The 18073-nt window shown below is 58.6% G+C and carries 23 protein-coding genes and 1 tRNA gene; 9 read left to right on the top strand and 15 right to left on the bottom strand.

All coding sequences use genetic code 11. The annotated features are described in order from the left end of the window. Window positions 1-118: 118 nt before the first annotated feature. Both metF and C7477_RS16050 read right to left on the bottom strand, forming a co-directional pair. Entirely contained in the window at window positions 119-1054 is a 936-nt protein-coding gene (gene metF / locus C7477_RS16055) for a methylenetetrahydrofolate reductase [NAD(P)H] (protein WP_110753976.1), read from the bottom strand. Continuing rightward, complete coding sequence (locus C7477_RS16050; RefSeq protein WP_110753974.1) at window positions 1054-2067, bottom strand: ArsR/SmtB family transcription factor; 1014 nt, start codon at window positions 2065-2067, stop codon at window positions 1054-1056. The genes metF and C7477_RS16050 overlap by 1 nt, the downstream gene beginning before the upstream one ends. Before the next feature lie 188 nt (window positions 2068-2255). Here C7477_RS16050 and C7477_RS16045 point away from each other — a divergent pair, with 188 nt between their 5' ends. Beyond that, the gene (locus C7477_RS16045) at window positions 2256-2573 is read left to right on the top strand and encodes a DUF2293 domain-containing protein (protein ID WP_110753972.1); all 318 of its coding nucleotides are present in this window, start codon (window positions 2256-2258) and stop codon (window positions 2571-2573) included. Between the two features lie 9 nt (window positions 2574-2582). On the opposite strand, the gene C7477_RS16040 is transcribed toward C7477_RS16045, so the two are convergent. The 5 genes from C7477_RS16040 to ettA all read right to left on the bottom strand — a co-directional run bounded on the left by C7477_RS16040 (window position 2583) and on the right by ettA (window position 6203). Then, a complete protein-coding gene (locus tag C7477_RS16040; RefSeq protein ID WP_110753970.1) occupies window positions 2583-3206 on the bottom strand; it encodes an MOSC domain-containing protein in 624 nt (207 codons plus the stop codon). 4 nt (window positions 3207-3210) lie between these two features. Next, window positions 3211-4005: a trans-aconitate 2-methyltransferase gene (tam, locus tag C7477_RS16035; RefSeq protein ID WP_110753969.1), complete on the bottom strand. Its 795-nt coding sequence runs from the start codon at window positions 4003-4005 to the stop codon at window positions 3211-3213. Next, the gene (locus C7477_RS16030; RefSeq protein WP_110753967.1) at window positions 4002-4265 is read right to left on the bottom strand and encodes a type II toxin-antitoxin system RelE family toxin; all 264 of its coding nucleotides are present in this window, start codon (window positions 4263-4265) and stop codon (window positions 4002-4004) included. The genes tam and C7477_RS16030 overlap by 4 nt, the downstream gene beginning before the upstream one ends. Next, a complete protein-coding gene (gene relB, locus C7477_RS16025; RefSeq protein WP_110753965.1) occupies window positions 4246-4488 on the bottom strand; it encodes a type II toxin-antitoxin system RelB family antitoxin in 243 nt (80 codons plus the stop codon). Before relB ends, C7477_RS16030 begins: the two co-directional genes overlap by 20 nt. A 65-nt stretch (window positions 4489-4553) precedes the next feature. Beyond that, window positions 4554-6203, bottom strand: coding sequence for an energy-dependent translational throttle protein EttA (gene ettA / locus C7477_RS16020; protein ID WP_110753963.1), 1650 nt, complete (start codon window positions 6201-6203; stop codon window positions 4554-4556). 487 nt (window positions 6204-6690) lie between these two features. Between ettA and C7477_RS16015 the strand changes: the two genes are divergently transcribed. From C7477_RS16015 to C7477_RS16005, 3 genes are all read left to right on the top strand, one after another. Then, window positions 6691-7635, top strand: coding sequence for an alpha/beta hydrolase (locus tag C7477_RS16015; RefSeq protein WP_110753961.1), 945 nt, complete (start codon window positions 6691-6693; stop codon window positions 7633-7635). Window positions 7636-7738: 103 nt separating this feature from the next. Further along, window positions 7739-8458, top strand: coding sequence for a glycosyltransferase family 2 protein (locus tag C7477_RS16010; RefSeq protein WP_110753959.1), 720 nt, complete (start codon window positions 7739-7741; stop codon window positions 8456-8458). Continuing rightward, window positions 8451-8780, top strand: coding sequence for a lipid-A-disaccharide synthase N-terminal domain-containing protein (locus C7477_RS16005; RefSeq protein ID WP_110753957.1), 330 nt, complete (start codon window positions 8451-8453; stop codon window positions 8778-8780). The genes C7477_RS16010 and C7477_RS16005 overlap by 8 nt, the downstream gene beginning before the upstream one ends. A 12-nt stretch (window positions 8781-8792) precedes the next feature. Here C7477_RS16005 and C7477_RS16000 read toward each other — a convergent pair whose 3' ends face one another. From C7477_RS16000 to C7477_RS15985, 4 genes are all read right to left on the bottom strand, one after another. Continuing rightward, the gene (locus C7477_RS16000; protein WP_110753955.1) at window positions 8793-9089 is read right to left on the bottom strand and encodes a type II toxin-antitoxin system RelE/ParE family toxin; all 297 of its coding nucleotides are present in this window, start codon (window positions 9087-9089) and stop codon (window positions 8793-8795) included. Then, on the bottom strand, window positions 9089-9343 hold the full coding sequence (locus C7477_RS15995) for a type II toxin-antitoxin system ParD family antitoxin (protein ID WP_110753953.1): 255 nt from the start codon (window positions 9341-9343) through the stop codon (window positions 9089-9091). Before C7477_RS15995 ends, C7477_RS16000 begins: the two co-directional genes overlap by 1 nt. A gap of 97 nt (window positions 9344-9440) precedes the next feature. Further along, a complete protein-coding gene (gene mgrA, locus C7477_RS15990) occupies window positions 9441-10484 on the bottom strand; it encodes an L-glyceraldehyde 3-phosphate reductase (protein WP_110753951.1) in 1044 nt (347 codons plus the stop codon). Window positions 10485-10499: 15 nt separating this feature from the next. Further along, entirely contained in the window at window positions 10500-11189 is a 690-nt protein-coding gene (locus C7477_RS15985; protein ID WP_110753949.1) for a D-lyxose/D-mannose family sugar isomerase, read from the bottom strand. Window positions 11190-11341: 152 nt separating this feature from the next. On the opposite strand from C7477_RS15985, the gene pncA reads away from it, so the two are divergent. From pncA to C7477_RS15970, 3 genes are all read left to right on the top strand, one after another. Continuing rightward, on the top strand, window positions 11342-11941 hold the full coding sequence (gene pncA, locus C7477_RS15980) for a bifunctional nicotinamidase/pyrazinamidase (protein WP_110753947.1): 600 nt from the start codon (window positions 11342-11344) through the stop codon (window positions 11939-11941). 86 nt (window positions 11942-12027) lie between these two features. After that, window positions 12028-13425 (top strand): MATE family efflux transporter, encoded by a 1398-nt coding sequence (locus C7477_RS15975; RefSeq protein WP_425373582.1) that lies wholly within the window; start codon window positions 12028-12030, stop codon window positions 13423-13425. A 103-nt stretch (window positions 13426-13528) separates the two neighbouring features. Then, window positions 13529-14479, top strand: coding sequence for a hypothetical protein (locus tag C7477_RS15970; RefSeq protein ID WP_146226112.1), 951 nt, complete (start codon window positions 13529-13531; stop codon window positions 14477-14479). Between the two features lie 576 nt (window positions 14480-15055). Here C7477_RS15970 and C7477_RS15965 read toward each other — a convergent pair. Beyond that, window positions 15056-15132: transfer RNA gene (locus tag C7477_RS15965), tRNA-Ile, on the bottom strand. Window positions 15133-15320: 188 nt separating this feature from the next. On the opposite strand from C7477_RS15965, the gene C7477_RS15960 reads away from it, so the two are divergent. Beyond that, a complete protein-coding gene (locus tag C7477_RS15960; RefSeq protein ID WP_425373585.1) occupies window positions 15321-16067 on the top strand; it encodes an SIMPL domain-containing protein in 747 nt (248 codons plus the stop codon). 79 nt (window positions 16068-16146) lie between these two features. Here C7477_RS15960 and C7477_RS15955 read toward each other — a convergent pair whose 3' ends face one another. Continuing rightward, window positions 16147-16494 (bottom strand): antifreeze protein, encoded by a 348-nt coding sequence (locus C7477_RS15955; protein ID WP_110753943.1) that lies wholly within the window; start codon window positions 16492-16494, stop codon window positions 16147-16149. 340 nt (window positions 16495-16834) lie between these two features. Continuing rightward, window positions 16835-17281 (bottom strand): YcgN family cysteine cluster protein, encoded by a 447-nt coding sequence (locus C7477_RS15945; RefSeq protein ID WP_110753941.1) that lies wholly within the window; start codon window positions 17279-17281, stop codon window positions 16835-16837. Window positions 17282-17464: 183 nt separating this feature from the next. On the opposite strand from C7477_RS15945, the gene C7477_RS15940 reads away from it, so the two are divergent. Continuing rightward, the gene (locus C7477_RS15940) at window positions 17465-17725 is read left to right on the top strand and encodes a DUF2798 domain-containing protein (RefSeq protein ID WP_110753988.1); all 261 of its coding nucleotides are present in this window, start codon (window positions 17465-17467) and stop codon (window positions 17723-17725) included. Between the two features lie 49 nt (window positions 17726-17774). Here C7477_RS15940 and C7477_RS15935 read toward each other — a convergent pair whose 3' ends face one another. Further along, a complete protein-coding gene (locus tag C7477_RS15935; RefSeq protein WP_110753939.1) occupies window positions 17775-18068 on the bottom strand; it encodes an HlyU family transcriptional regulator in 294 nt (97 codons plus the stop codon). Window positions 18069-18073 lie beyond the last annotated feature (5 nt).

Raw genomic sequence — 18073 nt, 5'->3', positions numbered from 1 at the left:
AAATGAAACTCAAAGGGCTGAGCCCTGTACAATACAGGACCCAGCCCTTAAATCGTCCCAGCCTTTAAACTGTCCAACTTTACGGGGTCAGTTCAATAGCGTCCGGGCTTTTTCATACTCATGCCGCAGCGCCCGCCAGGCTGGCGCCCACCGCATCCGTTCCCTGCTTTTGCGGGCGAATGCCGATCATGTGGCAAATGGCGAAGGCGAGATCGGCGCGGTTCATCGTATAAAAGTGGAAATCCTGCACGCCGCGCTCGACGAGGTCCAGCACCTGTTCGGCGGCGACGGCGGCGGCGACCAGCATATGCGTCTGCGGGTCATTCTCCAGCCCGTCGAAGCGCTCCGTCAGCCAGGCCGGAACGTGCGTCCCGGACCGTGCGCAGAAATTCGTCACCTGCTTGAAATTATGTATGGGAAGGATGCCCGGCAGGATCGGGATATAGATGCCCGCTCGGCGCACACGCTCGACATAGCGCTCGTAGAGATCATTATCGAAGAAGAACTGGGTGATAGCCCGCGTCGCGCCATTGTCGACCTTGCGCTTCAGCATGTCGATATCGGTGGCGAAATCCGGGCTTTCGGGATGCTTCTCAGGGTATGCGGAAACGGAAATATCGAAATCGGCAAAGGCTCTCAGCCCGGCCACCAGTTCGGCGCCGTTGTGATAACCGCCCGGAGTTGGCCGGTATTGCGCGCCGATGCCCGCCGCCGGATCGCCGCGCAACGCCACGAAACGCTTGATGCCGAGGCTCGCAAACTCGCGCACCACGGCGTCCACCTCTTCTTTCGTCGCATCGACGCAGGTCAGATGCGCCGCCGGCGTCACGTCGGTTTCCTTGAGGATGCGCGCCACCGTGCGCGCTGTGCGCTCGCGCGTCGAGCCGCCTGCGCCATAGGTCACCGACACGAATTCCGGCTTGAGCGGCGCCAGCCGCGTCACCGTTTCCCAGAGACGCGTTTCCATCTCCTCCGTCTTCGGCGGAAAGAACTCGAACGAAACCCGCGTCGTCTGTCCGATATCGGGACGGCGGGAAAGACCGAAAACACTCATCAAACACTCTCCGTCGTGTTTTGGGAGGAAGAGACAGGGTCGGCAATAATCAGGCGCGGATCGCGGGCAAGCCAGAGCTTTACGGTCAGCCCCGCTTCACCGCCCTTCGATTCCAGTTCCTGGATGTCCTCGACGGCAAGCCCGGCCTCGGCCAGCCAGCCGCGCATCTGTTCATCGCTGAAACCAAGGCGTAAGTGAGCATGCTCCTCGCGCAGGAACTCCAGCGTATGCGGCGCGAAATCAACGATCAACAGTCGCCCGCCAGGCCGCACCGCCCTCGCCGCCTCCCGGATCGCCGCATGGGGATCGTCAAGGAAATGGAGCACCTGATGAATGGTGACGAGATCGAAGCTCTCTCGTTCCACCGGCAACGCATAGATATCGCCCTGCCGAACTTGAGCGTTGGTAATGCCCGCGCGGTCTAGATTGGCGCGCGCCACCGTCAGCATGTCGCGGTTGATGTCGATGCCGACGCCGCGGACATAAAGCGGTGAGAAAAGCTCAAGCAGCCGCCCGGTGCCGGTGCCGACATCGAGCATCGCCTGAAACGGCGTCTTGCCGACGATCCGCTTCAGCGCCGCCTCCACCGCACTCTCGGAGACATGCAGCAGGCGGATGCGGTCCCAGCTATGGGCATTGGCGCTGAAATAGGCCGTCGCCTTTTCCAGGCGCTGCGATTTGACGGCCGAAAGCCGCTCCAGATCGCGCTCCAGAAGCGGATCGGCGCTATCCAGCCGGGCGATTAGCGCCCGCGCGATTGCCCCACGCACCGCCTCGTCGGAAAGCCGGAAATAAGCCCAGGCGCCTTCCTGATAGCGGTTGATCAGCCCTGCTTCGTACAGCAGCTTCAAATGGCGCGAAACCCGCGGCTGCGATTGGCCGAGGATGGAGGTGAGGTCTGAAACCGTCAGATCGCCGCGCGACAACAGCGCCAGAATGCGCAGGCGGCTGGATTCCGCCGCTGCTTTCAGCGTATCAACTATCTGGTCGAGATGAAGACTGGTATTGCTCATGGCTCGGTTCCGATGCGCGACTTACGCGAAAGACATAAAGATATGTTTATGTGAAAATTGATCACCGCGCAAGCATAAACTATCTCGAACATGATCCCGGAACAGGAGCTCAGCACAGCAAAAAATTGGCTAGCTTTCCAAATAAGATGGCTGCGGCACTCTAAGCTGCACTGAAAGGACAGAATGAAATGAGCACGGGTACGGCACGGCAGCGCGCCATCGGCAAGGCCTTGACGGCACTCCTACCGGTGGTTCCCTATTCCGATTCCGAGCCGATCCGTGCAGCTGCTCAGGCCCCGCACATGAAGACGCTACCGCCCTCCATCGCCGTATGGCTGGCGACGATCGCCCATATCCGCCACGCCTACACCGATTACGACGCGCTGCGCGACGAAGGCTACGACAAGGATTCCGCCCGCTTCTTCGTGCTCGACGCAATCAACGCCAAACTGACGGAATGGCGTGGGACGAGGCTGTTGAGCGCGGATGAGGAGGAAGGCATATAAAGCCAGCGATTAGCCGGGGTAATACCATTGCTCCGGTATCCGCGCCTCGACCTTCTCGCCAGACATTATCGTGCCGGGCTTTTCCACCCAGGCCACCAGTCCGCGCAGGCGTTTCGCAACCCGGACGAACTCCAGCGACATGGCCGCCACGTCGGTGGCTCCGGCATGTCCGGCCACCGCCTTTCCCGAAAATTTGCAGGGCGACGCCTGGCCGTCCACCTTCAGCGTCACACCGCCTTCGAAAAACAACAGCGTGCGCGGCGGCAGCATCGAGAAGAACGGGATACCTTCGACCACCATATTCGCGCCGATCCATTCCGGCTTGACCTCGACAATATCAAGACCGCCGGCAATGGCGTCGAGCTCATCCGGTGCCACCAGTGAAATCTGGCGCTCGTTGCGCATCTGCGTGCCGCGCGGATACCATGGTTCGCGCCCTCCGGATTTGCGCGTCAGCCCCGCATGGTAATCTCCAAGAATACCCTCGAAGGACAGTTCCAGCTTATCTGTCGCCTGTGTACCGAAATGACCGTGCCGCGCATCGAAGAGACCAGCAACGCTGCCGGAAATCCTGCGACCGGGCACGATTTCAGGCATCGTCTTGTTCTCGAGAGGCGATAAAAGGTCTGTCATGAAGTCAGGCCTTCTGTGCCATGAGGAAAAAACGCGGGTACCGCAGGAGCACCTTCCCGTCGCGGGCAAGCGGATAATGCTCGGCTATGCGCGCGGTATAAACCGTGAGATATTGTGCCTGCTCGTCCGCATTCAGCGGATCGAGGAAAGGCCTGAGACCCGTCCCCTTCACCCATTCGACGATCGCCTCCGCGCCCGCCAGCGGGTGATAATAGATCGTGTGCCAGATATCGACGCGCGCGGACTTTGGCGACAGCGCGTCATAATAAGCGGAAACGGGCGGCAGGGGCGCGCGTGCCTTTGCCCCAATCCGTTCGGCCCACCGCGCATCCCCCGCTACCTCGCTCATCAGCCGATGCGTCGGCTCGGCAAGATTGTCGGGCATCTGCACCGCCAGCACCGCGCCGGGCTTCAACGCGTCGAAAAGCCGCGCCAGCTGCGTGACATGGTCTGGCACCCACTGGAAAACGGCGTTGGAAAACAACAGATCGACATCGCCATTCGGCGTCCAATCCGCCACATCGCCAACCTTGAAGTGAAGCTTGGGCAGCCGCGCCCTCGCCTTTTCGATCATATCGGGCGAACTATCGAAGCCCGAGATATCCGCATCCGGCCAGCGCGCCGCCAGAAGTTCGGTCGAATTGCCCGGCCCGCAACCGATATCGACAATCTTTTTGGGCGCGTTGAGAGGCACCTGCGCGATGAGATCGCGCACCGGACGATTGCGCTCATTCTCGAATTTCACATATTGGGCGGCGGACCAGTCTGAGGATTTTGGATTGGTAACGGGAGCGGTCATCGATACACCTCGCAGCGGTTGCCGATACGCACTACATAAATTGTGATTGCGCGATCGTCTATCCTGGCGATCACTCGGTAATCTCCAACCCGATATTTCCATAATCCAGAAAGCGGGCCTGTCAGGGCTTCGCCGATGGAACGCGGATTTTCGGAAGAAGCGATACGTTGATGAAGATATCTTAGAATACGCTGCCGATCTATTCCCGAAAGCCGGCCAAGTTCCTTTTCTGCCTTGGCATCAATCCTGATCGTCCACACCCGTCACATCCTTGTCGATCTCGGCATATTTCTTCATTACCTCGTCGAGGGAGATTGTTGGACCACCTTCCGCGATGCGCTGTTCTGCAATAGCGAGATCTTCCAAGTCTTCCATGTGATTCATGAGTACTTCAAGAGCAAATTCGTTCTTTGTCTTGCCCTCATTTCGGGCAAGCTTTTCGAGACGCTTTTCGATATTCGGAGGCAGCCGTAGCGCAAGCATGAAAAAAGCTCCTTTGCTACATATTTATTATAGCAAAGAAGCTTAAATAACAACGATCAGGATGATCAGCGCGTCAGACGCTTGTACGACACCCGCTTCGGGTTGACGCTCTCGGGCCCAAGCCGGCGGATCTTGTCGGCCTCGTATTCCTGGAAATTGCCCTCGAACCACTCGACATGGCTATCGCCTTCGAAGGCGAGGATATGCGTCGCCAGACGGTCGAGGAACATGCGATCGTGGCTGATGATGACGGCGCAGCCGGCGAAGTTCTCCAGCGCGTCTTCCAGCGCCGCCAGCGTCTCCGTGTCGAGATCGTTGGTCGGCTCGTCGAGCAGGATGACATTGCCGCCGCTTTTCAGCATCTTGGCCAGATGCACACGATTGCGCTGGCCGCCGGAGAGATTGCCGACCTTCTGCTGCTGGTCGCCGCCCTTGAAGTTGAAGGCACCGCAATAGGCGCGGCTGTTCATCTCGTGCTTGCCGAGCTTGATGATGTCGTTGCCGCCGGAAATCTCCTCCCACACCGTCTTGTTGGCATCGAGATGATCGCGGCTCTGGTCGACATAGCCCAGATCCACGGTCTCGCCTACGCGGATCGAGCCCGCATCCGGCTTTTCCTGCCCGGTGATCATCTTGAACAGCGTCGACTTGCCCGCGCCGTTCGGCCCGATGACGCCGACGATGCCGCCGGGCGGTAGCTTGAAGTCAAGCCCTTCGATCAGCATCCGCTCGCCGAAGGCCTTGGTCAGTCCGTCAGCCTCGATCACCACTTGGCCGAGCCGTTCGCCGACCGGAATGATGATCTGCGCCTCGCCCGGACGACGGTTATCAGCCGCCTCGACCAGTTCATCATAGGCCTTGATGCGCGCCTTGGATTTTGCCTGGCGCGCCTTAGGGCTCTTCGCCATCCATTCGCGTTCGCGCTCCAGCGCCTTCTGACGGGAATCTTCCTCGCGCCCCTCCTGCTTCATGCGCTTGGCCTTGGCTTCGAGGTAGGCAGAGTAATTGCCCTCATAGGGAATGCCACGGCCACGGTCGAGTTCGAGAATCCAGCCCGTCACATTGTCGAGGAAATAGCGATCGTGAGTGATGATCATCACGGCGCCCGGATAGTTGCGCAGATGGTTTTCCAGCCACCCCGTCGTCTCGGCGTCGAGATGGTTGGTCGGCTCATCGAGGAGCAGCAGGTCCGGCTTCGACAGGAGCAACTTGCACAACGCCACGCGGCGCTTCTCGCCGCCCGAAAGCGTGCTCACGTCTGCATCCGCCGGCGGGCAGCGCAGCGCTTCCATCGCCATCTCGACCTGGCTTTCAAGATCCCACAAGTTCTGGCTGTCTATGATGTCCTGAAGCTTCGCGCCCTCTTCCGCAGTCTCGTCGGAATAATTCATCATCAGTTCGTTGTAACGGTCGACGATCGCCGTCTTCTTGGCGACGCCCTCCATGACATTGCCCATGACATCCTTGGAGGGATCCAGCTCCGGCTCCTGCGGCAGATATCCGCAAGTCGCGCCCTCGGCGAGCCAGGCTTCACCGGTATAGTCCTTATCGATCCCGGCCATGATGCGCAGCACCGTGGACTTGCCGGCCCCGTTGGGCCCCAGAATGCCGATCTTGGCATCGGGATAAAACGACAAATGCAGGTTTTCGAGGATCTTCTTGTTGCCGTAGGCCTTGTTGAGGTCGGCCATGTGATAGATGAATTGGCGTGCCATGTCGCGCGGGATCTCCAATCATGGGATAAGTTACGCGCTATGTAGGCGAAATGGCGGATTGGGGCAATCAGGCAGAATTCCGCCGCCCGGAAAAGTGCGAAACCGGGTGCGGATATTTCCGTCACCCGGTTTCCCCTCTGGTTCCGCTTGCGGAAGCACCTCTCTTCCATGGGCGGCATGTAAAATGTTGATGACAGTTTTCCCAAGGCGTAGGCCGAAACCCGCGCAGTCACTTCCCGTTAAAGCCGATTATGTCGCCAATGAAGAAAACACCCCGATAAGCCCGCCAGCCCCTGAATATCGTCTTCTGAAAAGCACTTTTGCGCAGCTTTTTGAAATTAGCAAGCGGCTTTGCAAAAATAATTTGCAGCGATTAAAAAGCAGGCAATTCAAGCGATACCTGCATATGGCGAAGTCATGACAGAACACCAATTGACTATTGGATCGCCACACCATCAAGCTTGTAGCGTTCATTAGGGAGATTAGTGTGCCTTTCGAAGAAGCGGAAACTCTGCTCTCGCCTTCGGGCGCCGCGCTTTGTCTGCGGCAGGCAGAGGCCCATGGCGCACCGCGCGGCGTCATTCATATCAATCACGGCCTTGCCGAACATTCCGCCCGCTACGCCCGCTTTGCGGAAAACCTCGCCGGGGCCGGTTTTCATGTCTACGCGCATGACCACCGGGGCCACGGGGAAACCAGGGCTGCGGATGCGCCGCAAGGCACGTTCTCACATCGAGACGGGACGGAAAAGGTTCTTGCGGATGTCGCCGCCGTCAATGCTCATATCCATGCGGCGCATCCCGGCCTGCCTGTAATGATCTTCGGCCATTCCATGGGCGGCCTGATCACGCTCGCCTATGTTCTGGAGCATCCCCAGGCGATCGATGCAGCGGCGATCTGGAACGCCAATTTTTCCGCCGGCGCCGCTGGAAGGCTCGCGCAACTCATCCTGCGAGCGGAGCGGATGCTGATGGGTTCCGACGTGCCGAGCCGCGCCCTCCCGAAGCTCACCTTCCGCGCATGGGCGCGCCAAATCCCCAACCGCCGCACGGAGTTCGACTGGCTCTCCCGCGACGAGGCGGAAGTGGACGCCTATATCGCCGATCCCAATTGCGGCTGGGACGCCTCTGTCGGCATGTGGATCGATATATTTGACCTCGTCTTCCGGGGGGCAGCCGACAGAAACTTCGCCCATGTCCCGCGCAATCTACCGTTTCATCTGGTCGGCGGGGAAACCGACCCGGCAACGGACAATGGCAGCGCGGTCACCGCACTTGCGCGGCGCATGAAGGCCATGGGCTTTGGCGACGTGACCGAACGCATCTACCCCGAAACCCGGCACGAGAGCCTGAACGAGATCAACCGCGAGGCTATCACGCGGGATTTTATCGCGTGGCTGGACAAGGTCGTCGAACAATCGGCATTGCGCTAAATAAAAAGAACCAAGCCTCCCCCAAGTTCTTCGTGGCAATATTCCATTTTCGGTGCTATTCAGCCGCGCAATCTGCTTCGAGGACTGATAATTGACAGATACGATGATCTCGGTGGTCATTCCCTGCCGGAACGAAGCCGACAATCTCGCCTTCCTGCTCGACGAGGTGGACGCCGCCATGAAAGGCCGCGCCTACGAGGTCATCGTTGTCGACGATGGCTCGACCGATGCGACGGGCGAGGTTCTGGCGAAGCGGATCGAGACCGGCCTGCCCTTGCGCCATATCCGCCATGACCGCTCCGCCGGGCAAAGCGCAGCCGTGCGCTCCGGCGTCTTCGCCGCGAAGGGCAAGATCGTCGCGACGATGGATGGCGACGGCCAGAACAATCCCGCTTATCTGCCCAAACTCGCCGATGCGCTTCTCGCCGCCGGCCCCTCCATTGGCATCGCGGCCGGCCAGCGGCTGAAACGCACCGACACCAAGCTCAAGCAAATTTCCTCCCGCCTCGCCAACAAGCTGCGCGGCGCGCTGCTAAAGGACGACACGCGCGATTCCGGTTGCGGCCTGAAGGCGGTGCATACAGAACTCTTCCGGCAATTGCCGTTCTTCGACGGCTGGCACCGCTATCTCCCCGCGCTGGTCATCCGCGAGGGGTTCGGCGTCGTCCATGTCGATGTGACCGACCGCGAGCGCCGCCACGGCAAATCCAATTACGGCATCCTCGACCGCGGCGCGCGCGGCATTCTCGATCTTTATGGCGTCTGGTGGCTGCGCCGCCGCCGCAAAATTGTGCCGGGTGTGACGGAGATTACCCATGGCTGACATGTTCGCCAATCTGGCGGTTTGGTTCCACGACGTTTTCGTCAAGCAATTGGACGCCTGGGTCATTCTCGGCTTCATCGCGCAGGCCTGTTTCAGCATGCGCTTCGTCTTGCAGTGGATCGCGTCCGAAAGAGCCAAGCGCAGCGTCGTGCCCGTCGCCTTCTGGTTCTTCTCGCTATTCGGCGGCGCGCTGCTGCTGATCTACGCCATCCAGCGCAAGGACCCAGTCTTCATCGCCGGCCAGGGCATGGGGCTGTTGATCTATGTGCGCAATCTCTGGCTGATCGCAAATGAGAAGAAGGCGGTTACGAAGGTGGATTGAGGGCCCAGCCTTTTAATGGCGATACTCGCGTTGCCAATCCTCGTGTTCGTGTCGCACACCGAGAATCAAGATATGGTCGTCATTTTCGATCCGATAAAATATCAGATGAGCTTTATGCGGATGAACCCGCAGTGGCGGCGATAGCTCGAACCGAGCGCGCGCCATGTGAGGATTGGCGGCAAGCAGGTCGAAAATCGCAAACAGCTCATCATAATATCTCTCGGCCTGTACCTGGCCGAATAAAATCATCCCCTGCTCGATAATATGGGAAATGTCCTCTACTGCCTCACGAGAGAGACGAAAGCCCATTAGTCATTACCACGACGCGCTTCGGCACGTTTCACCGCCATTGCGAAAATTTCATCCTTGGTCAGAGTGCTGATGCCGCTCTGTAAGGACTTATCCATCTGGCGCTGCATCGCCGCGATCTTTTCATTGCGCACCTGGTCCTGCCGGATCAAATCGCGCACATAGTCGCTTGCATTGGCGTAGCGGCCCGTTTCGGCTTGCGCCTCGACCCAGTCTTTCATCGGGTCCGGCAGGGAAATGTTCATTGTTGCCATATCAGCCTCCATTTCCCGTAAAATGGCATAGTTTGGCAAAGATTGTCAATTCCAAGCCCGCCGCCCTCATCAAGCAGCGGGCTTAAGCCAACCAATATTAACGCGCCGGCCCTGCCCGTTCCGCCGAGGCCGCCCATATATTGACATTGGCATCCACGGCCAAATTGTCGATCTCGCGCAGTTCCTCCTCGGTGAACTCCCCATTGTCCAGCGCCTTGACGCAATCGGCGATCTGTTCGGGACGGCTTGCGCCGATGAGGGCTGAGGTGACGCGGCCGCCGCGCAGCACCCAGGCGAGCGCCATCTGCGCCAGCGACTGCCCGCGCCTTTCGGCGATCTCGTTCAGCCCGCGAATGCGCGCAATCGTCGCCTCGTTGATGAAGTCTGGACGCAGCGACTTATCCTGCGCCGCCCGGCTTTTTTCGGGAATACCGTGGAGATATTTCGTCGTCAGCATGCCCTGCGCCAGTGGCGAGAACACGATCGAGCCCATGCCAAGATCTTCCAGAGTATCGATGAGACCGTCATCTTCCACCCAGCGATTAATCATTGAATAACTCGGCTGATGGATGACGCAGGGCGTCCCAAGCTCTTTCAAGATCGCGGCGGCTTCCCGCGTACGCTTCGAATTATAGGAGGAAATGCCGACATAGAGCGCCCGGCCCGAGCGCACGATATGATCGAGCGCCTGCATGGTTTCCTCCAGCGGCGTTTCGGGATCGAAGCGGTGCGAATAGAAGATATCGACATAATCCAGCCCAAGCCGCTTCAGGCTCTGGTCGCAGCTCGCGATCAGATATTTGCGGCTGCCCCACTCGCCATGCGGCCCGGGCCACATGCGATAGCCCGCCTTGGACGAAATGATCAGCTCGTCGCGAAGCCCGCGGAAATTCTCGCGCAGGATGCGCCCGAAGGCGATTTCCGCAGAGCCGGGAGGCGGGCCGTAATTGTTGGCAAGGTCGAAATGATTGATGCCGAGGTCGAAAGCCGTGCGGCAGAGCGCATGCTTCAGCGCGTCCGGCGTATCATCCCCGAAATTGTGCCACAGCCCCAGAGAAATCGCCGGGAGTTGCAAACCGCTGCGCCCGCAGCGGTTATATTTCATCGTCTCGTATCGATTGGCGCGCGGTTTCCAGCCCATCTTTGTCCTCCCGGATCAGGCAAGCCATTTGTCGTAATCGGACACCAGAAGGTGCAGCGGCGGCACATCTTCCTCAACGGTCGAGAAACGCCCGATCTTTTCGCGGAAGATGTTGTCGGTCAGATCGTCATTGACCGTCGAGACCTCGCCGATGAGCACATCGCCGCCCTCGCCCCAGAAGGCATGCCAATTTCCCGGCAATAATGTGACGCTTTCGCCCGGCGTGAGCTTCAGGAGCCCGCCTGCCTTGAGCGTGACGAGCCGCCCGTCGCAGGCGACCGTGACATCCGTCTCCTCATCGATGCTGCCATCGGGGAGTGAGTTGAAGAGTTCCAGCGTCAGCGTCGCGCCGCCGCGATTGATGATGTCCTCCGCCTTGACGATATGGCGATGCATCGGCGAAAGCTGGTCCTTGCGCGAGATCATGATCTTTTCCGCATAGAGCATGCCCGTGCCCTTTTTCAGGTCTTCGGCATTGCCGTTGCGCGTCGTGAACAGGAAGAGCCCGAGATCGGCGAATTTGCCCTGACCGTAATCGGTGATGTCCCAACCGAGCCGCGCATCGCGGATCGCCGCCGCATCATCAGACGTGCGCGTCTTCATCTCCTCCGCCGACCAATAGGCGAAAGGCGGCATGACATAGCCGAAGGAACGGATGAAGGCGTCGCTTTCGCGGATGATTTCGTTGATTTCGGAGCGTTGCATGTTTTTTTCCTCCCGTATGGGCATTTATATTGGCGCTTTTCGTAGCCGCCTTTGCCGGGCGATGACAAGAACCATTTCTGTCAGTTGACGAAACCGCGTTTCTGACGCACGTCTTTTCCATAAAGAGGAAATGCGTCGCGAGGGAGGTTCACATGGCGGAGGAAGCGCTTGTTGTCATCGATGTGCAGAATGATTTCTGCCCCGGCGGCGCGCTGGCGGTTAGCGGCGGCGATGAGATCGTGCCCGATATCAACCACCTCATCGAACAGTTCGATCATGTCATCCTGACGCAGGACTGGCACCCCGCCGGCCATTCGAGCTTCGCCTCCAGCCACGAAGGCAGGGAGCCGTTCGAGATCGTCGGCATGCCCTATGGCGACCAGAAGCTCTGGCCGGACCATTGCATCCAGGGCAGCAAGGGCGCGGATTTCCACCCCGGCCTGGAATGGACGAAGGCGGAGCTGGTGGTGCGCAAGGGCTTTCGCAAAAGCATCGACAGCTATTCGGCGTTTTTCGAAAACGACCATGCCACACCCACCGGCCTTGGCGGCTATTTGCGCGAGCGCGGCATCGGCCATCTCACCATGGCCGGGCTCGCGACCGATTTCTGCGTCGCCTATTCGGCGCTCGACGCGGTCAAGCTGGGCTTTGATGTGACGGTGCTATTGAAGGCAAGCCGCGGCATCGATCTCGACGGATCTATGATCGAGATGACCCGCCGGATGCGCGAAAAGGGCGTCATTATCCTCTGACCTGCCCTCCCCTATGGGGAACCATCGCCCCATCCATCCATTGATTTGCTCCCGTTCTTCAACGGGCTTTTTGCGGTTGAATTCAAATGGCCACCCTTACCGAAACGCGCTTGCTCAAGGTCGATTCCTATTGGGAAGAGGCGCGCGCCATGCTGGCGCTGGCATGGCCGATCATCCTCACCAACCTCGCGCAGACGGCGATGACCGCCACCGACGTGATGATGATGGGCTGGCTCAGCCCCGATACGCTCGCCGCCGGCGCGCTGGGCTCCAACCTTTATTTCACGCCGATGTTCTTCGGCATGGGGCTGGTGCTCGCCACCTCCCCCATGCTCGCCAAGGAGCTGGGCACCAACCGCCATTCCGTGCGCGAGGTGAGGCGCACGGTCCGCCAGGGCCTTTGGCTGGCGCTCATCATCTCTCTGCCGCTCTGGCTCATCCTCTGGCACACCGAGGAGATTTTGCTGCTGATGGGACAGAGGCCCGAACTCGCCCGTGAAGCGGGGCGCTACATGCACGCGCTGCAATGGAGCATCCTGCCCTTCTATGGCTATATCGTGCTGCGCTCCTTCGTCACCGCCTTCGAGCGGCCGGGCTGGGCCACCATCGTGGTCGTCTTCGCCGTCGCCTTCAATGCGCTTGCCGACTGGTGCCTGATGTTCGGCAAGCTCGGCTTCCCGGCGCTGGGCGTCGTCGGCTCGGGTCTCGCCACGACGCTCTCCAACGTGCTGATGTTTACAGGCCTCGCCATCGTCGTGTTGAGGGAAAAGCAGTTCCGCCGCTACCGGCTCTTCGGAAGGTTCTGGCGCGCCGACTGGCAGCGTCTCTCCCAGATCGTGCGGCTGGGGCTGCCGATTGCGGCCATCGTCGTCTTCGAAGTGGCGCTCTTCAACGGCGCGGCCCTGCTGATGGGCCTCATAGGCGCATCGTCTCTGGCTGCCCACGCCATCGCCATCCAGATCAGCGCAATCGCCTTCATGGTGCCGCTCGGCTTCGGCCAGGCCGCAACCGTCCGCGTCGGCCGCTTCTTCGGCGCAAACGACCCGGAAGGCATCCGCCGCACCGGCTGGACCGCCTACATGCTGGGCGTCGGCTTCATGACGCTGACGGCGCTGGTAATGCTGCTCGCCCCCCGCCTCCTCATCTCCGGCTTCATCGATATCCACGACCCCCGCAACGAAGAGGTGGTCCGCCTCGCCGTAACCTTCCTCGCCTTCGCCGCCCTCTTCCAGATCGCCGACGGCGCGCAAGCAGTCGGCAGCGGCAACCTCCGCGGCCTGCATGATACGACGATGCCGATGATCTACGCGGCGATTGGTTATTGGGGCGTAGGGATGCCGCTGGGCGCCTGGCTGGCGTTTCGGGCGGGGTATGGCGGCGCGGGGATTTGGACGGGGCTGTTTCTGGGGCTGGCGGTGGTGGCGGTGTTGTTGTTGGGAAGGTGGGTTAGGAGGGGGAGATGGGGGAGTGGAAAAATAGGTTAAGGTGGCGCAGCAATGCAGCTTTTGATGGCGATAAAACTTGACTCTTATATTGATATATTGAGCGTGTATGACCTTTGTGAAGGCTGATTCTAGGGTTTAGTAAATGCTGCAACGCAACCAACGCTTTGTCCTCTACTTCGATTTTTCCATGGCTCCATATCCTAGTGATGCACCCCCAATCGATTTGAACGATCTTCTACCTGAATTAAAGAAGCGATGTGGTAATAGTATAGCGGTTGAAGAAATCGATGCAGGACGCCGCATCATCCGTCTTATGGAGATGAAAGACATTAAGCTGGGTGATGGCTCGACCGCAGCTAGCCTGCTGCTTTGCCTCGGAGACCGCGAAAAAGCCGATGCTGGCGTTACCAACATTAAGACCGGTGGGGTTCGAATCTTTGAGAAGAAGGAAGATGAGGTAGGAGGACTATCAGTCCATGTTCTGCTGCATACCGCGCCAACGAAGCCTGGTAGTCATCTCTATCGGATGGTGATGGAGGATGTGACCGGTTTCGGACGTACACTGGTACAAAACTTCTTTCGTTCACAGTTTAAGGCCATTTGTGACGATCATGAGTTCTCATTTAAGCGAGATGACAAGAAAAATATTAAGACCCGGCCAATGGTTGAGTTACACGGTCACGCTTCCCAACAGTTGAAGGATTCCTTGCAAGAGGGGAGACTTCTTCACATCGAACTGATTGATTATGTCGAGCAGGATTTCGGGTTCGATGAAGCCATATTTATCAAAACTGCCAGACGAAATTTGAACCTTTCAATCTCCGGAAAATTGCCTGACGGAGAAGCCCTCACCGTCGTGGAAAAAGTGAAAGCATGGGCAAACGGTCAAGGTTACAGTAGCATGCGGGTTCGATGGAAAGATCCTTCGAGCACAAAACCACAGAGTGCAAAAATCGACACTACAAAAATGGACGCAGGTGAGGCATTCTTCATTCGGACGGCAGAGGTCAAATTTACGACGCCCCTTGCTGACATTAGTGAAAAAATAAGCGACGAAATAATCGAGGAAATGAGAAAGCTGCTGGTGAGTTGATGTGGAGGCTCTTTGTACCTCTCAAATATCTCTTGATACGCCATCCCGAGAAAACCAAATTTGATCTGGTTTTTCCGATTGTATTTGCTTGTTTTTTTCTTCTTCCTACGCTGTCTTCTGATTTCCGAGACGCGGCCGCGAAGATGGACATTCTGGGTCGATCAAGCGATCTACTGAGCATTCTTACTGGTTTTTTCGTTGCGGCATTGGCCGCGGTTGCTACGTTCGGCGGCGAAGAAATGAATGAAATCATGCCAGGTTCATCACCGGTTACGTTGCGAGATCCATATAGAACCGAACCGGAAAAGCTATCACGTCGTCGTTTCCTCTCGTTCCTGTTTGGCTATTTGGCATTTTTATCGCTTACTCTTTATCTGATGGGGTTCGTTTATTACGGGCTGGAAACCTATGTTATCATCAAATACTTCCCCCATTGGGCGGGCACTTCATTCGTGGTTTTTTGGGGAATTTACGGCTTCGCCCTTGGAAATTTATTAGCCAATACTTTGCTTGGACTTTTTTATCTTACAGATCGCATTCATCGACCGAATCGCCGAATTTATTCGAAGAATAATTTGGTGGGCCCGGAGGGACTCGAACCCCCAACCAAGCGGTTATGAGCCGCCGGCTCTAACCAATTGAGCTACAGGCCCCACCCTCATTTGCCGGGATCGGTAGCGCTCTGATTAGTTCGCGCTGTTCCATCCGGCTTCAAAACGCTCTAGCCTAAACCTTGTCCTGAAACAAGCGTCCTGAACACCTCCCCTGCCCTATTGCGCACATATTCGCCTATGATGTTGAGCCGTTGGGACATTTTTTCGATTCGGAGAGCTTTTTCATGATCAACAAGGCAACATCAGGATTTTTGGGTACGACGCTTTTCGCCGCGGCGCTTTTTGCGGCCGCATCCCTTCCGGCAAATGCTCAGGAGGCCGATATGGGCAAGATCGTGCCGAAGATCACCGTGACCGGCGAAGGCGAGGCGCAGGCTGCGCCCGACATGGCCATCCTCACGCTCAATGTGCTGCGCGAGGCCGATACTGCCCGCGAGGCCATGACCGCCAACAACGAGGCCATGGCCAAGGTGCTCGCGGCCATGAAGGAAGCCGGCATCGAGGATCGCGATCTCCAGACCGCAGGCATCAACATCCAGCCGCGCTATGTCTATCCTGATGACAAGAATGGCCTGAAGGAGCCGAAGATCAACGGCTACTCCGTCACCAATTCGCTCACCGTGCGCGTGCGCGATCTCGACAAGGTCGGCGCGATCCTCGACCAGTCGGTCTCGCTGGGCGTCAACCAGGGCGGCAATCTGAGCTTCACCAACGACAATCCCGCCGCCGTCATCAACGAAGCGCGCAAGCGCGCCATGGCCGACGCCATCGCCAAGGCCAAGACGCTGACGGATGCCGCCGGTGTCGGCCTCGGTCGCGTGATCGAGATCAACGAGCAGTCCTTCCGCCCGCGCCCGATGCCTTTCGCCCGCGCCGAAATGAAGATGGCCGCGCCGCAGTCCGATGCCGTGCCGGTCGCGTCGGGCGAGAACAGCTATAATGTGAACGTGAACGTCACCTTCGAGCTGAAGTAATACATCCGTATTGCCTCGAATCAAAAAGGGCGCCGCGAGGCGCCCTTTTCATTAGCCGATGTTCCATCTCGACTAAAAATCAGCGGATGACCGGGCATCCTGGAGCGCGGGCGAAGAGCACGCTGGAGCGGAAGCCCTTGCGCCAGCCGCTCACGCGGATGGTATCGCGGCGCACATTGACGCTGACGCGGCGAAAGCCCATGCGTTCCGCCTTCAGGGCGGCATGGTCGGCGCTGCAGGCGCGAGCCGGGCGATAGCCATGATGGCCCCAGCGATGATCGACCTGGATAAACTTCGCTCCGCTGGTGGCCACTGCGGGCGCAGCCGGCACGGCAGGCGCGGCATTGGCCGCTGCTCCAGCCGAAAACGCAACGGCAAGGCCGAGGCCAGCGGTCACGGCGAGGCTTTTCAAGGAAATACGAGACATGGGAAATTCCTTTCAGACTTCAGTTCGGCCGGCACTTTGGCTTGCCGGCACTGAACGGAAATTATCCCGCCGAAGCTGAATAAACAGCGAACTGCCCGTTCATTTTGCGTTCATGCGGCCATTATAGCGCTTGTGCGAGGCACCCCCCTCTGCCCTGCCGGGCATCTCCCCCACAAGGAGGGAGATTACGCCTTCATCAACGGGCGGGAACCAATCGCTGATGTTGCAGAATGAAAGCGGAGGATCGCGTCAGCCAATCTCCCTCCTTGTGGGGGAGATGGCCGGCAGGCCAGAGGGGGGTGCCTCGCGATTCCGTCAAAACAGGAACCCTAAACCGCCTCTAATTCACCCCCGTCATATGCTCCAGGTAATCGTCGTCGCTTTCCATGTCATGGTCGAACGCGGTGACCTTGCCGCGCACGGAAATGCCCGCCTCGTGCACCGTCTCCGGATTGCCCGATATGAGCGGATGCCACCAATAAAGGCCGCTTCCTTCGTTCACCAGCCGATAGGCGCAGGTCTTTGGCAGCCAGTCGGCCTCGCGGATGATTTCCGGTGTCAGGAAAACGCAGTCCGGCACCTTTTTCTTGCGTCCCGGATAATCGGAGCACTGGCATGTTTCCGCGTCGAGCAATGTGCAGGCGACGCTTGTCCAGTAGATCTCGTCCGTATCCTCGTCTTGCAGCTTGTGCAGACAGCATTGGCCGCAGCCGTCGCAAAGGCTCTCCCACTCGGCCTTCGTCAGCTGTTCGAGTGTTTTTACCTGCCAGAATGGTTTGTCGTTCATATTGAAAACCCAATACCGTTGCGCTACACGCTCGCCATCATCTCAATGATCGTAAGCGTCTAACGTCAAGCAACGCATCAACGGCCGGGAACGGTTGGCGGTGGCCCATGACGTCACATGAAGACGACGCATGAAAGCGGTTGCTTTCGCCTCAAGCGTTCCCGCATATTTCAGGGTTTGCAAATGCAATATTCCGTCAATTCGCGCCGCTGGAAGCTTCCCGCGCGTTACGCATCCGTTGTGATGCCCTTCATTCTTTCAATCATGATGACCTTCGTGGTCTCGCTGATTTCCACCGCGAAAAGCTTAGGTCTCGGTCATCCCGATCTGGCGCCGAACTGGATGTCCGCCTGGGGCATATCCTGGCTCATAGCCTTTCCAGTTCTGCTCATGATCCTGCCCATGGTGCGCAGAATCGTGGCCTTCGTCTGCGAACGGCCCTGAGCGCAAGTTTGGAACCGCCGTGTGCACCGGTCACGCGGCGGCCATCAAATCACCCGAAAAGGCTTTCGCCCTGTTCGTTGATGATCTGCCGTCCCTTGGCAAGGCTGATGTCGACCGCATCGTCGAGGCTGGCGAACTTGTCGGCGCGGATGAACCTGTGTTCCTTCACCGCGCCGTCCACCTGTTTCGATATGACGCCGCACACCTGATACTGCCCGCCCTCATTATAGGGCGTGGCGCGGATGGTGAAACCGTTGTGCTCGATTTCCTTGGCCGTGACGGCTTGCGCCGCCGCCTCACCAGCCGCGCCGCCACCACCGAAAAGCCGCTTGAGAAAGGACATGCTTG

The sequence above is a fragment of the Paramesorhizobium leguminum genome (genome assembly GCF_003217235.1).
In the GTDB taxonomy this organism is placed as follows: Bacteria; Pseudomonadota; Alphaproteobacteria; order Rhizobiales; family Rhizobiaceae; genus Paramesorhizobium; species Paramesorhizobium leguminum.
The sequence above is the reverse complement of the archived record's forward strand: the minus strand, read 5'-3'. Positions and strand labels throughout refer to the sequence as shown.

Bases quoted from the DNA above. Each gene is read 5' to 3' on its own strand.
- metF (WP_110753976.1), bottom strand. From the start codon at position 1,054: ATGAGTGTTTTCGGTCTTTCCCGCCGTCCCGATATCGGACAGACGACG.
- C7477_RS16050 (WP_110753974.1), bottom strand. From the start codon at position 2,067: ATGAGCAATACCAGTCTTCATCTCGACCAGATAGTTGATACGCTGAAA.
- C7477_RS16045 (WP_110753972.1), top strand. From the start codon at position 2,256: ATGAGCACGGGTACGGCACGGCAGCGCGCCATCGGCAAGGCCTTGACG.
- C7477_RS16040 (WP_110753970.1), bottom strand. From the start codon at position 3,206: ATGACAGACCTTTTATCGCCTCTCGAGAACAAGACGATGCCTGAAATC.
- tam (WP_110753969.1), bottom strand. From the start codon at position 4,005: ATGACCGCTCCCGTTACCAATCCAAAATCCTCAGACTGGTCCGCCGCC.
- relB (WP_110753965.1), bottom strand. From the start codon at position 4,488: ATGCTTGCGCTACGGCTGCCTCCGAATATCGAAAAGCGTCTCGAAAAG.
- ettA (WP_110753963.1), bottom strand. From the start codon at position 6,203: ATGGCACGCCAATTCATCTATCACATGGCCGACCTCAACAAGGCCTAC.
- C7477_RS16010 (WP_110753959.1), top strand. From the start codon at position 7,739: ATGATCTCGGTGGTCATTCCCTGCCGGAACGAAGCCGACAATCTCGCC.
- C7477_RS16005 (WP_110753957.1), top strand. From the start codon at position 8,451: ATGGCTGACATGTTCGCCAATCTGGCGGTTTGGTTCCACGACGTTTTC.
- C7477_RS16000 (WP_110753955.1), bottom strand. From the start codon at position 9,089: ATGGGCTTTCGTCTCTCTCGTGAGGCAGTAGAGGACATTTCCCATATT.
- C7477_RS15995 (WP_110753953.1), bottom strand. From the start codon at position 9,343: ATGGCAACAATGAACATTTCCCTGCCGGACCCGATGAAAGACTGGGTC.
- mgrA (WP_110753951.1), bottom strand. From the start codon at position 10,484: ATGGGCTGGAAACCGCGCGCCAATCGATACGAGACGATGAAATATAAC.
- C7477_RS15985 (WP_110753949.1), bottom strand. From the start codon at position 11,189: ATGCAACGCTCCGAAATCAACGAAATCATCCGCGAAAGCGACGCCTTC.
- pncA (WP_110753947.1), top strand. From the start codon at position 11,342: ATGGCGGAGGAAGCGCTTGTTGTCATCGATGTGCAGAATGATTTCTGC.
- C7477_RS15975 (WP_425373582.1), top strand. From the start codon at position 12,028: ATGGCCACCCTTACCGAAACGCGCTTGCTCAAGGTCGATTCCTATTGG.
- C7477_RS15970 (WP_146226112.1), top strand. From the start codon at position 13,529: ATGCTGCAACGCAACCAACGCTTTGTCCTCTACTTCGATTTTTCCATG.
- C7477_RS15955 (WP_110753943.1), bottom strand. From the start codon at position 16,494: ATGTCTCGTATTTCCTTGAAAAGCCTCGCCGTGACCGCTGGCCTCGGC.
- C7477_RS15945 (WP_110753941.1), bottom strand. From the start codon at position 17,281: ATGAACGACAAACCATTCTGGCAGGTAAAAACACTCGAACAGCTGACG.
- C7477_RS15940 (WP_110753988.1), top strand. From the start codon at position 17,465: ATGCAATATTCCGTCAATTCGCGCCGCTGGAAGCTTCCCGCGCGTTAC.
- C7477_RS15935 (WP_110753939.1), bottom strand. From the start codon at position 18,068: ATGTCCTTTCTCAAGCGGCTTTTCGGTGGTGGCGGCGCGGCTGGTGAG.